The sequence below is a fragment of the Vibrio qinghaiensis genome (assembly GCF_002257545.1).
GTDB lineage: Bacteria > Pseudomonadota > Gammaproteobacteria > Enterobacterales > Vibrionaceae > Vibrio > Vibrio ordalii.
Genome location: NZ_CP022741.1, coordinates 1,333,477 through 1,348,614, shown reverse-complemented (window position 1 = coordinate 1,348,614; position 15,138 = coordinate 1,333,477). Strand labels below are relative to the sequence as shown.

The 15,138-nt window shown below is 49.3% G+C and carries 6 protein-coding genes; 4 read left to right on the top strand and 2 right to left on the bottom strand.

Annotation, left to right across the window (positions count from 1 at the left end; translation table 11 throughout):
- Positions 1–84 precede the first annotated feature (84 nt).
- Positions 85–1,278 carry a class I SAM-dependent methyltransferase gene (locus CCZ37_RS06205; RefSeq protein ID WP_094500038.1) on the top strand — a complete coding sequence of 398 codons (1,194 nt, stop codon included), beginning with the start codon at positions 85–87 and terminating at the stop codon, positions 1,276–1,278.
- 61 nt (positions 1,279–1,339) lie between these two features.
- Here the strand turns inward: CCZ37_RS06205 and CCZ37_RS19625 are convergent, their stop codons facing one another.
- Positions 1,340–11,509 carry a VCBS domain-containing protein gene (locus tag CCZ37_RS19625; protein ID WP_167372391.1) on the bottom strand — a complete coding sequence of 3,390 codons (10,170 nt, stop codon included), beginning with the start codon at positions 11,507–11,509 and terminating at the stop codon, positions 1,340–1,342.
- Between the two features lie 436 nt (positions 11,510–11,945).
- Between CCZ37_RS19625 and CCZ37_RS06155 the strand changes: the two genes are divergently transcribed.
- The 3 genes from CCZ37_RS06155 (at position 11,946) to CCZ37_RS06145 (ending at position 14,340) form a co-directional block, all read left to right on the top strand.
- Entirely contained in the window at positions 11,946–13,256 is a 1,311-nt protein-coding gene (locus tag CCZ37_RS06155) for a TolC family outer membrane protein (RefSeq protein WP_094500037.1), read from the top strand.
- Position 13,257: 1 nt separating this feature from the next.
- Positions 13,258–13,872 carry an OmpA family protein gene (locus tag CCZ37_RS06150; RefSeq protein WP_422641334.1) on the top strand — a complete coding sequence of 205 codons (615 nt, stop codon included), beginning with the start codon at positions 13,258–13,260 and terminating at the stop codon, positions 13,870–13,872.
- A 117-nt stretch (positions 13,873–13,989) separates the two neighbouring features.
- Positions 13,990–14,340, top strand: coding sequence for a DUF2750 domain-containing protein (locus tag CCZ37_RS06145; protein WP_013856942.1), 351 nt, complete (start codon positions 13,990–13,992; stop codon positions 14,338–14,340).
- Between the two features lie 114 nt (positions 14,341–14,454).
- Here the strand turns inward: CCZ37_RS06145 and queC are convergent, their stop codons facing one another.
- The gene (queC, locus tag CCZ37_RS06140) at positions 14,455–15,135 is read right to left on the bottom strand and encodes a 7-cyano-7-deazaguanine synthase QueC (RefSeq protein ID WP_094500035.1); all 681 of its coding nucleotides are present in this window, start codon (positions 15,133–15,135) and stop codon (positions 14,455–14,457) included.
- Between the last annotated feature and the right edge of the window lie 3 nt (positions 15,136–15,138).

Here is a 15,138-nt window from a genome sequence, read left to right as displayed (position 1 = left end):
ACGTTTGACGCTCGCTCTTTGTTTGCTTTCCATTACCTTTTCTATGAAAATACGCCCCCATTTTGAATATTCATCGAGTAATGTATGACAGCTGCAATCTATCTAGTTAAAGGCCGTGAAAAATCTTTGCGCCGTAAACATCCATGGGTTTTTTCCCGAGGGATAAGCAAGGTAGAAGGTGAGCCTCGCCTTGGAGAGACCGTCGACGTTTATACTCATGATAATCAGTGGTTAGCAAAAGCAGCCTATTCCCCTACGTCTCAAATTCGAGCTCGCGTCTGGAGCTTTGAGAAGCAGGAGATCAATGTCGATTTTTTTGTGAAACGGCTCGAAGATGCACTGTTAGTTCGCCAGGAGATTATTGAACGAGATGGTCTTACAGGCTTTAGGCTGATTGCAGCAGAATCAGATGGGTTGCCGGGTATTACTATCGATAAGTATCAAGATTATCTAGTATGCCAACTGCTTAGCGCAGGGGCTGAATATCATAAAACGAATATTGTTAAAGCGCTGACAATCGTTTTCCCAGAGTGCCATGTTTACGAACGTTCAGATGCTGCCGTTCGTAAAAAAGAAGGTTTGGAAGAACGCATGGGCGTGCTGCATGGCGATGAGCCGCCACAATCAGTCATTATCGAAGAAAATGGCGTAAAAATTAGCGTCGATATTGTTGGTGGACACAAAACAGGCTTTTATCTAGACCAACGTGACAGCCGCCAGAAATCAATAAAATATGTGAAGGATAAAGATGTCCTTAACTGCTTTTGTTATACCGGAGGCTTCGGTCTGTACGCTCTTAAAGGCGGTGCCAAACGCGTAATTAACGCCGACGTCTCACAACCTGCATTAGATACCGCCAAATACAATGCAGAGATCAATCAATTCGATATCTCCAAAAAACGTGCTGTATTTTTAAATGCCGATGTTTTTAAATTATTGCGAGAATACCGTGATCAAGGAACGCTGTTTGATGTGGTGATCATGGATCCACCTAAGTTTGTCTCGAGTAAAAATAACCTGACCTCCGGTGCAAATGGTTATAAAGACATCAATATGTTAGCAATGCAAATTTTAAAACCGGGTGGCACCTTACTCACTTATTCATGCTCTGGTCTTATGGGCACCGATCTCTTCCAAAAAATCATTGCAGATGCGGCGCTCGATGCCGGTCGTAGCGTTAAATTTGTTGAAAGGTTCGAGCAAGCCGCTGACCACTTAACAGATTCAGCCTACCCTGAAGGGTTTTATCTAAAAGGGTTCGCCTGTAAGGTGTTGTAAGCCGTATTTTATAGGCAGCAAGAAAAACCGGAGCTCTAATCAAGCTCCGGTTGTCGTTATTTTAGTCCTTTAAATGGTTTAGATTATCCATCAAGCTACTGGTGATATCCGCAGCTGACGCGCCATCAAAGTCCACGGTCAATGTTTGACCTGATTTGACAATCGTTAGGTGCGATTCATGTTCATTTCCTGTCACACGAATAGACACACCGTCCACAAAACCTTGATGATCTGCACTACTCAGCCCATCAAGTAATACTGTGATTTCGTCTTTAGACATGTCTTCGAACAAATCAGAGAAATCTAAAGAATCCCCTTCAGAACGATTGAAGTCTGTAACATGGTCAGTCGCAGTTTCCATCTCAACCCATTTAAAGATATCTGCACCATCACCACCAGTAAGGATATCATTGCCTAAGCCGCCAATTAGAACATCATTCCCAGCACCACCATCTAGAATATCATTACCAGTACCACCGCGAAGGCCATCGTTCCCTTCGCCACCGTAGATATGGTCATTACCCGAGCCTCCAAAGAGAAGATCTGTACCTCCTTGGCCGAATATACGATCATCGCCACCACCACCATGAGCTATATCGACGTAAGCATTACTAGCTCCGGGGATATTGAGTGCGCTGTCTTCGTTATTGGCATCTTGTAGCCAAGAGCCATCAAGCCCAGTCCCAAAACGATCCAAAAGATCGGAAGCCGCCATCTCTTTTAGATGAGCCTGTGTATGGTTATCCAAGCCGTCAACATGACTATCACCAAGATAAATAATGTCATCTCCTTTTCCGAGATAGACATAATCACCACCATCGCCTACATCCACGACTAAACCTTTTTCAGCATGATCGTGATAAGTCACCGACGATGAACCGACACCCGATGTTGACCACTGCACTTTTTGATTTGACGTAGTGGAATCGTATAGCTGTATCGAATCAATGCTATTTCCTTCAGCTTTAATGTCATGCCCAACAACAAATGTTAGTGAACTTGAGCTTGTATCACCATCGTTATCTTTTAATGTATAGTCGAAAACCAATTGGGTATCCGATGAAATAGTTGCCCCAAAGAACTGGTAACTGCCATCATCTAAATCAATAATTAACGAGTGCTTATCATTAATATAAATTGACAAAGTATTGGTTGCAGGATCAAAACCATGAGTCAGAGCTGAAGATTTCCCCGCAACTGATATCGATTGACCATCGAATAAATAGGTAACATCGTTGATAGTAATACTCGCTATCACTCCCCCATCAGCTCCCATCCCATAACCATCAACAGGTACAAGAATATTCCCGCCGATAGGTTGAATGACAGATTGTAATAAAATAGGGGGAAGCTGAGTCACGTCAGACACTACTATAGAGCCTGTATCTACATTTAAATGGCCGTCATAAGCAACCTTATCTAATTCTCCTTGCGGAACATTATTCCCCATACCATAAGCAAGAGAGGTGATTTTATTTTCTTGTAAATGACTAACCCAACTATCAAGCTCATCTTTCTCTATGGTGTTAAAGTTTTTCACACCATTTTTCCAATCGTATCCTTCGGGTACACCATCAGATAAGAAATAACTCACATTGCTAGCGCCACTTAATGGCCCACCATAACCGAGACCAGACCATTGATTCTGTGCCAATTCAATAGCGTGGTCATAATCTGTCCCTCCATGAGCCGTTAGGCCCATTATGTAGTTTTTGGCTTGTTCAACCGTCATCCAGTAAGAGGAACCATTATGGTAAGGAGAAGCTGTTGCATTAAATAACAGCAATTGGACCTGAGTCTGACCAATAGCTTGATATTGATCTAATAACTGTACCGCTGATTCTTTCATCACTTGAAGACGAGTTTTACCGTTGCCAGCCTCCCAAGCCATAGAACCCGACACGTCTAAAATCAACTGAACATTGGCGCCTTGTCTAGTCTCCGATTCTAAGACATGCAAAATGTCTCTTGCTAGCGGCGCATCATCTTCAATGACGAGAGTAACAACGCCAGTACCGATTGCTCCTGCCGCATTTTCCGCTTCAAGTGGGATCTCGATAGCTAAATGATCTTCACCTGCCTTATCTGGATGATCAATAGGTGCGTGTAACACACTATTTACTTTACCTTGATCATCTAACGCAAACTCGACAACCTTAATACCATTTGCAGAACCAGTGAGCATCTGTTTATCTGACGATAATGACCAAGTGATTGCAACACCATTAGATGTGTATTGATCACTCGGTAGACCAATGGACAATTGAGTAACGTTGGAAAGACTTAACTGCCCATCAGCTGAAGCTTGGTTAGTCGTATCTTGTGAACCAGTGACGGATGCGTCATCTGCTATACCGCCTTGTAAGCCTTCTTCAGAAACATTGAGCGTCAATTCACCAATAACAGGCGGAGACACAGGCTTGACCGCAAAACCAAGCACAGCACTGTCACCATCGGCATCAGTAACTTTCACTTGGAAATCAATATCTCCATCACCTACCGGCGATTGTATATTTTGATACTGGTAAAACTCCCATTTTCCCGTTGTCGGTGTAAACTCGAGTTTGAAGACTAAATGCCCTTCTGCATCTTTACCAGTAAGAGTATTTGCCCCTACTAATTCAACAGTAATATCAGAGCCAGTAACCGTTTTGAGTGTCGCAGACTCATCTAGGCCAACTAATTGCAGTGCCCCTCGACCATCGGCCCCCCATAGCGGTTCAACGACACCAGAACCATAAGCAATTGGCTGCGGCGCATCCGCACCAAGAAACTCGATATTTTTAACGGTAAAGTCACTATTATCTTTATGATTAAACGAGTTACCATTGTCAGTAGCTTTGATAACCATCGTATCAAAACCACCCTGCTGTACAGAAAAGTCTTTAGCGTAATCTCCACTGTTTTCATCAGAGGTAAAACTTTGAGTTGCAATCAGCTTTCCATCTCGCCAAAACTCAACAATCCCACTTTCACGCTCACCACCAAACATTTTACTAAACTCAATTTTCGCACCATAAGCTACCGTGTTAGGATCGAGTTTAATAACCAACTCTTCGGATGCAGAACTGCCATCTGAAAACTTCCGAAAATCAACTTCATTAGCAAGATTATGGTACGGAGAACCCTTACTACTAACGCCTATACCTTCGCTGTCACCATTAATATTTGCACTAACCAAAGTGGACGATAAAGCTGAAGAGAAGCCTTTTGCAGTAATAGTAAATTGACCACCGTCAATCGTAGTCCTATTACCACGGTAACTCGTTAGATCAAACTGGCCAATTAACACATCAGGAATGTCAGTGACTGTGACAGCAACTGGTTCCATCACATGATCGCTGGGTGCATCATCTTCAATGATGATCGATAGTTTGCTTTCCGTTGTGGCTTGTCCATCTGAAACAAATACGCCGAGATCTAAACTCAGTGTATCTTCTTGGGAGCCATCTGGATGGTCGACAGGGTTGAGTAAAGTGACTGTATAGTTCCACTCGCCCTTGCCACTAGCATTAGGAGCAGTAAGCTCGATTTCAATAACGGATTTAGAATCACTCCCAGATGTAGACCCTATCAGCTTGTGATTTTGAGCATCCCATTCCCAAACGACTTCCATACCTCCCGACGTGATGCCCTCCGGGCCCGAAAGAGTGATCCCTACAAAGTCGCTATCTACATCATCAATTGTGATGGTGCCAGATGCCTTAATTGCGTCGCTTGTATCTGAGGATCCAATATCATCTTGAAGCCCACCAGATAAGCCTTCCTCGGAGAGAGGAGCAATGCTTGAGATTGCGATGCTCGACGCATCGTTGGTGCCGGTGATGGTCACGGTCACGGTGTGCGGTGTGCCATCGACACTCTGCACGGTGAAGGTCTCTTCCTTGGTCTCGTCTTTGCCCAAGTACTGAACTTTGCTGTTGTCGACGTTGTAGGTCCACACGCCACCTCCTGTGATGCTCAGGCTGCCCAGCGCGCCTTCGCTTGCAGTGATGCTGGCCGGGTCGGTCTTGAACGCCACTTCCTCATCGCCGTCCAGGTCGCTGATTTTCAGCTGGCCGCTGTCGCTCAGCAGGCCGCTCACCACGTTCAGGTCTTCGGTCACCGCGCCCGCGTCATCGCTGCCGCTGATTTGTACCGAGCCGTCGTTCACCCCAGTGATGATGATGGTCACGGTGTGCGGTGTGCCATCGACACTCTGCACGGTGAAGGTCTCTTCCTTGGTCTCGTCTTTGCCCAAGTACTGAACTTTGCTGTTGTCGACGTTGTAGGTCCACACGCCACCTCCTGTGATGCTCAGGCTGCCCAGCGCGCCTTCGCTTGCAGTGATGCTGGCCGGGTCGGTCTTGAACGCCACTTCCTCATCGCCGTCCAGGTCGCTGATTTTCAGCTGGCCGCTGTCGCTCAGCAGGCCGCTCACCACGTTCAGGTCTTCGGTCACCGCGCCCGCGTCATCGCTGCCGCTGATTTGTACCGAGCCGTCGTTCACCCCAGTGATGATGATGGTCACGGTGTGCGGTGTGCCATCGACACTCTGCACGGTGAAGGTCTCTTCCTTGGTCTCGTCTTTGCCCAAGTACTGAACTTTGCTGTTGTCGACGTTGTAGGTCCACACGCCACCTCCTGTGATGCTCAGGCTGCCCAGCGCGCCTTCGCTTGCAGTGATGCTGGCCGGGTCGGTCTTGAACGCCACTTCCTCATCGCCGTCCAGGTCGCTGATTTTCAGCTGGCCGCTGTCGCTCAGCAGGCCGCTCACCACGTTCAGGTCTTCGGTCACCGCGCCCGCGTCATCGCTGCCGCTGATTTGTACCGAGCCGTCGTTCACCCCAGTGATGATGATGGTCACGGTGTGCGGTGTGCCATCGACACTCTGCACGGTGAAGGTCTCTTCCTTGGTCTCGTCTTTGCCCAAGTACTGAACTTTGCTGTTGTCGACGTTGTAGGTCCACACGCCACCTCCTGTGATGCTCAGGCTGCCCAGCGCGCCTTCGCTTGCAGTGATGCTGGCCGGGTCGGTCTTGAACGCCACTTCCTCATCGCCGTCCAGGTCGCTGATTTTCAGCTGGCCGCTGTCGCTCAGCAGGCCGCTCACCACGTTCAGGTCTTCGGTCACCGCGCCCGCGTCATCGCTGCCGCTGATTTGTACCGAGCCGTCGTTCACCCCAGTGATGATGATGGTCACGGTGTGCGGTGTGCCATCGACACTCTGCACGGTGAAGGTCTCTTCCTTGGTCTCGTCTTTGCCCAAGTACTGAACTTTGCTGTTGTCGACGTTGTAGGTCCACACGCCACCTCCTGTGATGCTCAGGCTGCCCAGCGCGCCTTCGCTTGCAGTGATGCTGGCCGGGTCGGTCTTGAACGCCACTTCCTCATCGCCGTCCAGGTCGCTGATTTTCAGCTGGCCGCTGTCGCTCAGCAGGCCGCTCACCACGTTCAGGTCTTCGGTCACCGCGCCCGCGTCATCGCTGCCGCTGATTTGTACCGAGCCGTCGTTCACCCCAGTGATGATGATGGTCACGGTGTGCGGTGTGCCATCGACACTCTGCACGGTGAAGGTCTCTTCCTTGGTCTCGTCTTTGCCCAAGTACTGAACTTTGCTGTTGTCGACGTTGTAGGTCCACACGCCACCTCCTGTGATGCTCAGGCTGCCCAGCGCGCCTTCGCTTGCAGTGATGCTGGCCGGGTCGGTCTTGAACGCCACTTCCTCATCGCCGTCCAGGTCGCTGATTTTCAGCTGGCCGCTGTCGCTCAGCAGGCCGCTCACCACGTTCAGGTCTTCGGTCACCGCGCCCGCGTCATCGCTGCCGCTGATTTGTACCGAGCCGTCGTTCACCCCAGTGATGATGATGGTCACGGTGTGCGGTGTGCCATCGACACTCTGCACGGTGAAGGTCTCTTCCTTGGTCTCGTCTTTGCCCAAGTACTGAACTTTGCTGTTGTCGACGTTGTAGGTCCACACGCCACCTCCTGTGATGCTCAGGCTGCCCAGCGCGCCTTCGCTTGCAGTGATGCTGGCCGGGTCGGTCTTGAACGCCACTTCCTCATCGCCGTCCAGGTCGCTGATTTTCAGCTGGCCGCTGTCGCTCAGCAGGCCGCTCACCACGTTCAGGTCTTCGGTCACCGCGCCCGCGTCATCGCTGCCGCTGATTTGTACCGAGCCGTCGTTCACCCCAGTGATGATGATGGTCACGGTGTGCGGTGTGCCATCGACACTCTGCACGGTGAAGGTCTCTTCCTTGGTCTCGTCTTTGCCCAAGTACTGAACTTTGCTGTTGTCGACGTTGTAGGTCCACACGCCACCTCCTGTGATGCTCAGGCTGCCCAGCGCGCCTTCGCTTGCAGTGATGCTGGCCGGGTCGGTCTTGAACGCCACTTCCTCATCGCCGTCCAGGTCGCTGATTTTCAGCTGGCCGCTGTCGCTCAGCAGGCCGCTCACCACGTTCAGGTCTTCGGTCACCGCGCCCGCGTCATCGCTGCCGCTGATTTGTACCGAGCCGTCGTTCACCCCAGTGATGATGATGGTCACGGTGTGCGGTGTGCCATCGACACTCTGCACGGTGAAGGTCTCTTCCTTGGTCTCGTCTTTGCCCAAGTACTGAACTTTGCTGTTGTCGACGTTGTAGGTCCACACGCCACCTCCTGTGATGCTCAGGCTGCCCAGCGCGCCTTCGCTTGCAGTGATGCTGGCCGGGTCGGTCTTGAACGCCACTTCCTCATCGCCGTCCAGGTCGCTGATTTTCAGCTGGCCGCTGTCGCTCAGCAGGCCGCTCACCACGTTCAGGTCTTCGGTCACCGCGCCCGCGTCATCGCTGCCGCTGATTTGTACCGAGCCGTCGTTCACCCCAGTGATGATGATGGTCACGGTGTGCGGTGTGCCATCGACACTCTGCACGGTGAAGGTCTCTTCCTTGGTCTCGTCTTTGCCCAAGTACTGAACTTTGCTGTTGTCGACGTTGTAGGTCCACACGCCACCTCCTGTGATGCTCAGGCTGCCCAGCGCGCCTTCGCTTGCAGTGATGCTGGCCGGGTCGGTCTTGAACGCCACTTCCTCATCGCCGTCCAGGTCGCTGATTTTCAGCTGGCCGCTGTCGCTCAGCAGGCCGCTCACCACGTTCAGGTCTTCGGTCACCGCGCCCGCGTCATCGCTGCCGCTGATTTGTACCGAGCCGTCGTTCACCCCAGTGATGATGATGGTCACGGTGTGCGGTGTGCCATCGACACTCTGCACGGTGAAGGTCTCTTCCTTGGTCTCGTCTTTGCCCAAGTACTGAACTTTGCTGTTGTCGACGTTGTAGGTCCACACGCCACCTCCTGTGATGCTCAGGCTGCCCAGCGCGCCTTCGCTTGCAGTGATGCTGGCCGGGTCGGTCTTGAACGCCACTTCCTCATCGCCGTCCAGGTCGCTGATTTTCAGCTGGCCGCTGTCGCTCAGCAGGCCGCTCACCACGTTCAGGTCTTCGGTCACCGCGCCCGCGTCATCGCTGCCGCTGATTTGTACCGAGCCGTCGTTCACCCCAGTGATGATGATGGTCACGGTGTGCGGTGTGCCATCGACACTCTGCACGGTGAAGGTCTCTTCCTTGGTCTCGTCTTTGCCCAAGTACTGAACTTTGCTGTTGTCGACGTTGTAGGTCCACACGCCACCTCCTGTGATGCTCAGGCTGCCCAGCGCGCCTTCGCTTGCAGTGATGCTGGCCGGGTCGGTCTTGAACGCCACTTCCTCATCGCCGTCCAGGTCGCTGATTTTCAGCTGGCCGCTGTCGCTCAGCAGGCCGCTCACCACGTTCAGGTCTTCGGTCACCGCGCCCGCGTCATCGCTGCCGCTGATTTGTACCGAGCCGTCGTTCACCCCAGTGATGATGATGGTCACGGTGTGCGGTGTGCCATCGACACTCTGCACGGTGAAGGTCTCTTCCTTGGTCTCGTCTTTGCCCAAGTACTGAACTTTGCTGTTGTCGACGTTGTAGGTCCACACGCCACCTCCTGTGATGCTCAGGCTGCCCAGCGCGCCTTCGCTTGCAGTGATGCTCGCCGCGTCGGTCTTGAACACGCTCTCGCCAGTGTCATCATCGCTGATGGTCAGCGTGCCTGTGTCGCTCAGTACCACTTGGCGGTCGTCTTCCGTCACCGCTCCGGCATCATCACCCGCGATTTCCGCTTTGTCGTTCGTGCCCGTGATGGTCACGGTCACGGTGTGCGGCGTGCCGTCTACCGACGTCACCGTGAAGGTTTCAACTTTCGTCTCGCCTTCTTTCAGGTAGTTCACGTCCGCGTTGTCGACGTTGTACGTCCACACGCCAGTTTCCGTGATGGTTAAGCGGCCCAACGCACCTTCGCTCGCCTTGATGCTCGCCGCGTCGGTCTTGAACACGCTCTCGCCAGTGTCATCATCGCTGATGGTCAGCGTGCCTGTGTCGCTCAGTACCACTTGGCGGTCGTCTTCCGTCACCGCTCCGGCATCATCACCCGCGATTTCCGCTTTGTCGTTCGTGCCCGTGATGGTCACGGTCACGGTGTGCGGCGTGCCGTCTACCGACGTCACCGTGAAGGTTTCAACTTTCGTCTCGCCTTCTTTCAGGTAGTTCACGTCCGCGTTGTCGACGTTGTACGTCCACACGCCAGTTTCCGTGATGGTTAAGCGGCCCAACGCACCTTCGCTCGCCTTGATGCTCGCCGCGTCGGTCTTGAACACGCTCTCGCCAGTGTCATCATCGCTGATGGTCAGCGTGCCTGTGTCGCTCAGTACCACTTGGCGGTCGTCTTCCGTCACCGCTCCGGCATCATCACCCGCGATTTCCGCTTTGTCGTTCGTGCCCGTGATGGTCACGGTCACGGTGTGCGGCGTGCCGTCTACCGACGTCACCGTGAAGGTTTCAACTTTCGTCTCGCCTTCTTTCAGGTAGTTCACGTCCGCGTTGTCGACGTTGTACGTCCACACGCCAGTTTCCGTGATGGTTAAGCGGCCCAACGCACCTTCGCTCGCCTTGATGCTCGCCGCGTCGGTCTTGAACACGCTCTCGCCAGTGTCATCATCGCTGATGGTCAGCGTGCCTGTGTCGCTCAGTACCACTTGGCGGTCGTCTTCCGTCACCGCTCCGGCATCATCACCCGCGATTTCCGCTTTGTCGTTCGTGCCCGTGATGGTCACGGTCACGGTGTGCGGCGTGCCGTCTACCGACGTCACCGTGAAGGTTTCAGTCAGAGTCTGGTTCTCGTTCAACGCGTCGACCTTCTCGTTGCTGTTATCCAGCACGTAGGTCCACTTGCCGTTCGCATCCACACTGAACGTGCCGTACTGGCCCGCCGCATCGGTTTGCGCCTGGAACTCGTTGTCGGTGTTGTCCACGTCGCTTGCGAGCAAGGTGCCCGTCGCGGTGTTATCCGCCGCGTCTTCGGTCACGCTGCCGCTATCATCGCCTGTGATTTTCGCGCCGTCGTTCGCACCATTGATGGTGATGGTCACGGTGTGCGGCGTGCCATCCACCGATTGGACCGTGAAGGTTTCAGTCAGAGTCTGGTTCTCGTTCAACGCGTCGACCTTCTCGTTGCTGTTATCCAGCACGTAGGTCCACTTGCCGTTCGCATCCACACTGAACGTGCCGTACTGGCCCGCCGCATCGGTTTGCGCCTGGAACTCGTTGTCGGTGTTGTCCACGTCGCTTGCGAGCAAGGTGCCCGTCGCGGTGTTATCCGCCGCGTCTTCGGTCACGCTGCCGCTATCATCGCCTGTGATTTTCGCGCCGTCGTTCGCACCATTGGTGCCCGTCACAATTGACCCTAAAGTGCTTTGAGAATAGCCTTCTAATAACGTTAAACTTTGTGTTTCAGAGAGGCCTAGCGCGGTGAGTGCTGACGTAGAGAATTCTGTTGCGGCTATGGTTTCCAAAGCGTCGCGAGCGATGCTGACTGAACCCGTCGGGCTTGAACCGTTCGATTCACCTGCTGCAGTGGCAAGTTCATCACCTAACTGGGTTGGATCTTGGCCTTGCTCTAATGCGGCAAAAATTTCATTAATATCATCGGTTATATCTGCGTTACTACCATCGGAATTAACCCTGGATATTTGTACCGCATTATCGCTGTCTTGGCCGGGATTGCTATTATTAATGGTTATTTCACCAGGTAGAGGAGACTCCCCAGGTTGAAGCACTCGCACATTTCCATTTGCATCCACAACGATCAACTGACCGAAAGCTAAGGTTGTACCTAAAGAAAAAGGACCAAGTTCCATAAAATGCCTCGAATAACTTCCGAATTCACAACGATACGACAGTTTACATACCTATATCTTTGCTATGTAATTTGTCATTTCTAATGGTGATAAATTAGCATTTAACACCTGTGATACAAAGGAAAAACAGTTTTTACACTCTCTTGCGTGACATAAATGCTGAGGTCACTCACATATTGCCCCGCTTGAACTAATATCACGCTAAAGCTGTACTTCATTATAGGAACAATTAACATGTTTAATTAATGTTAATTGACATTTAAGGTGTACGATTCTTTACTAAAGTCACTAAAATAATGAACGTGTTACTATTTTTAATGGTGGTCCACTGCTATTTTTTACTTGTTTTCCATCAATCATCTCAATAATGACACAGCTAATATCGTACTATTGCAGCCTAATAGAATTCAATAGAAGTACCTAGAGGAGTGCCCGAGTGAATTGGACAAATATGAAAACGTTGAGCTGCGCCATTGCACTAAGTTTTCCGATCTCTGTATATGGTCAAACTCTTGAGCAGGCGGTGTCTATAACCCTTGCAACTAACCCAAACATTAAAAGTGCATATAACGAATATGTGAGCAAACGATATAATAGTGAAGCCTCTTCAGGGGCTTATCTCCCGAAAATAGACTTAGATGCAGGTATTGGCTATGAAGCCGTTGATTTAGCCTCTGGCACTGATAATGAGCTAACTCGTAAAGAAGCTACCATTACTTTATCCCAACTAATTTGGGATGGTTCTTCAACTTTAAATGACATTGATCGTACCTCAGCCGATGCCGAATCAGTTCGTTTGCAGTTACTTGCAGATGCGCAAGATATCGCATTGGAAGTTGCTAAAGTTTATCTTGATGCGACCAAAGCACTTGAAATATTAACACTTTCTGAAAAAAATCTAGGCATTCATAATCAAATCCATCAAGACATTAAACGTCGAGTAGAGTCAGGTATTGGTTCGACCGCAGATTTATCCCAAGTAGAAGCTCGCTTAGCTAAAGCAAATAGTAATTTGTTAGCTGCACAAAATAATCTGTTGGATATTTACTCTCAATATAAACGTATTGTAGGTGAAGAACCTCAAGATCTTCTTTTTCCTCGCGCTGATAATGCAGTACTTCCACAAGATCTCACAATCGCTCTAGATACTGCAATTAAAAACCATCCCGTAATACAAGTTGCACTAGCTGATGTCGATTCAGCCAAGTTTCAATATAAGCAAACCAAAGGGGCGAATTATCCTACGCTATCATTTGAAGCGAAACAAAGCTGGCGAGATGATGCCGGTGGCATAGAAGGCGATAGTGATGAATTCAGTGCAATGCTGAGAATGCGTTATAACCTTTATAACGGCGGCTCAGATTCTGCACGTTCGCAGAGCGCGGCGTATCAATTGAATAAAGCAAAAGATCTACGCGATAGAACCTATCGTTCAATAGAAGAGAGTTTACGCCTTTCTTGGAGTGCAATGGATTTTACACGCCAACAAAAACAATATCTCGAAAATCACGTTGATTTTGCGTCAGAAACGGTTATTGCTTACGAAAAGCAGTATAAGTTAGGAAAACGTACACTTCTTGATGTGCTTAACACTGAAAATGAGCTGTTTGAAGCTCGTAAAGGTTATCTCGACGCAAAATATCAAGAACAATACGCTAAATATCGAGTTATGAATGTAACTGGTATTTTATTAGATGCGTTGCGTGTTGACACTCCTAGCGAGTGGCATGAAGCTTTGGAGTATTAAGATGTCCAGATACCCTTTAATTATCCTATTAAATTTACTTATATTTCCTTCTCTATATGCAGTTGCTGAAGAAGAGTACTCTTATATTGAGACACCTCTAGCTAATCAAATAGAGGATCTGAATGATGAAGATAGTGACGGAGTTATCAATGCTAGGGATCTCTGTCCGAGCACACCGATTGGGGCTGAGATCGATAACGACGGATGCGGCACTTATACTAAAACCGAGGAGCAACTTCAGCTTAGAATTTTATTTGCTAATGACTCTTCAATAATCAACCCTGCATTCCTCAGTCAAATACGTTCAATGGCAGATTTTCTCAAACAGTACCCTTCGACTTCTATTGAGTTGCAAGGCTACGCCAGTAAAGTTGGTAGCCCAAGTTACAACTTAGCCTTGTCGAAGGACCGCGCTTATAATGTAGAGAAAGCCCTCATTAACTACGGTGTCAGTGATAATCGTGTACGAATTGTTGGTTTTGGTGATACTGAGCTGACAGAAAAAGGTGATGATGAAATAAGCCATGCGATGAATAGAAAGGTCGTTGCAACAGTTGTTGGCCATAAAGGTTCGGTTAAAGAAGAGTGGACGATTTTTACTAAACGTGATCAGTAGCATCGATATTAGGTCCAAATAAAGGGGCGTTATCGCCTCTTTTCTTTCTAAAATTCTAATGAGTTTACTAGCACAAAATGCTATCCTTGCTCGTCATCACCTTATGAGATAAAGATAATGAGCAAATTAACTGCTGACCTTCAAGCAAACTTAGAATTGTTTATTGAACAAACAAAAGAGACCCAACTAGTATGGGGCTTAAAAAATGAAGATGGTTGGCTGGCATGCGACTCGACAGAATTTGAAAGTAGTGAAGTTATGCCCTTTTGGTCAACCAAAGAAGATGCACAAACTCACAACGTTGAAGAGTGGTCTGACTTCGAAGTGTTAGAAATCCCTCTCGATATTTTCGTCGAAGATTGGTTGATTACTCTTGATGAAGATGGTGTATTGATTGGTACCAACTGGAACGCAAGCTTAGAAGGTAAAGAAGTCGAGCCTGCCGATCTAGCTAAAATGTATCTTTAGCTAAAGTGAGTGGGTGCTCTATTGGTCAATTCTTAGATTAGTCAAGCGTAGAACACCCATTTACACATCACTTTATCAAATCACTTGTTATTCGATAAATCATTAAGCTATTGATTACTTGTTGTAAAGCGCATTCATTATTGATTCTTTGCTTGATAAGTAATCATTTAAACCCGCCTTACGCAGCTCACATGATGGGCAACCACCACAGCCGTCTCCGATAATACCGTTATAACAAGTCAGTGTCTCATGCCTGATCAGATCGAGAGCGCCATATTCATCAGCCAATGCCCAAGTTTCTGCTTTATTTAACCACATTAAAGGTGTGCTGATGTGGAATGGGCGATCCATCCCCTGCACCAAAGCACTGTTCATCGCTTTGACAAAATCATTTCGGCAATCCGGATAACCAGAAAAGTCTGTTTCACAAACACCAGTAATCACCTCATCTGCACCTATTTGATAAGCGTAAATACCCGCAAGGGTCAAAAACAGAATGTTACGCCCCGGCACAAACGAGTTCGGTAATCCATTTTCTTGTAACTCGTGTGATACTGGAATATCGTCACGAGTGAGTGAACTGATCGCCAATTCATTGAGTAAGCTGACATCCATGACTTTATGTGCAGCTACACCTAACTTTTTCGCTAAAGCGATGGCGACCTCAATCTCAAGCTTATGGCGTTGGCCATAATCAAAGGTGATGGCGTGCACTTCATCAAACTCTTTTAATGCCTGAACCAAACAAGTTGTTGAATCTTGGCCACCACTAAATACCACAACGGCTTTTTTCATTTT

Coding starts and splice junctions, on each gene's coding strand:
- CCZ37_RS06145 (WP_013856942.1), top strand. CDS start 13,990: ATGAGCAAATTAACTGCTGACCTTCAAGCAAACTTAGAATTGTTTATT.
- CCZ37_RS06150 (WP_422641334.1), top strand. CDS start 13,258: ATGTCCAGATACCCTTTAATTATCCTATTAAATTTACTTATATTTCCT.
- CCZ37_RS19625 (WP_167372391.1), bottom strand. CDS start 11,509: ATGGAACTTGGTCCTTTTTCTTTAGGTACAACCTTAGCTTTCGGTCAG.
- CCZ37_RS06205 (WP_094500038.1), top strand. CDS start 85: ATGACAGCTGCAATCTATCTAGTTAAAGGCCGTGAAAAATCTTTGCGC.
- queC (WP_094500035.1), bottom strand. CDS start 15,135: ATGAAAAAAGCCGTTGTGGTATTTAGTGGTGGCCAAGATTCAACAACT.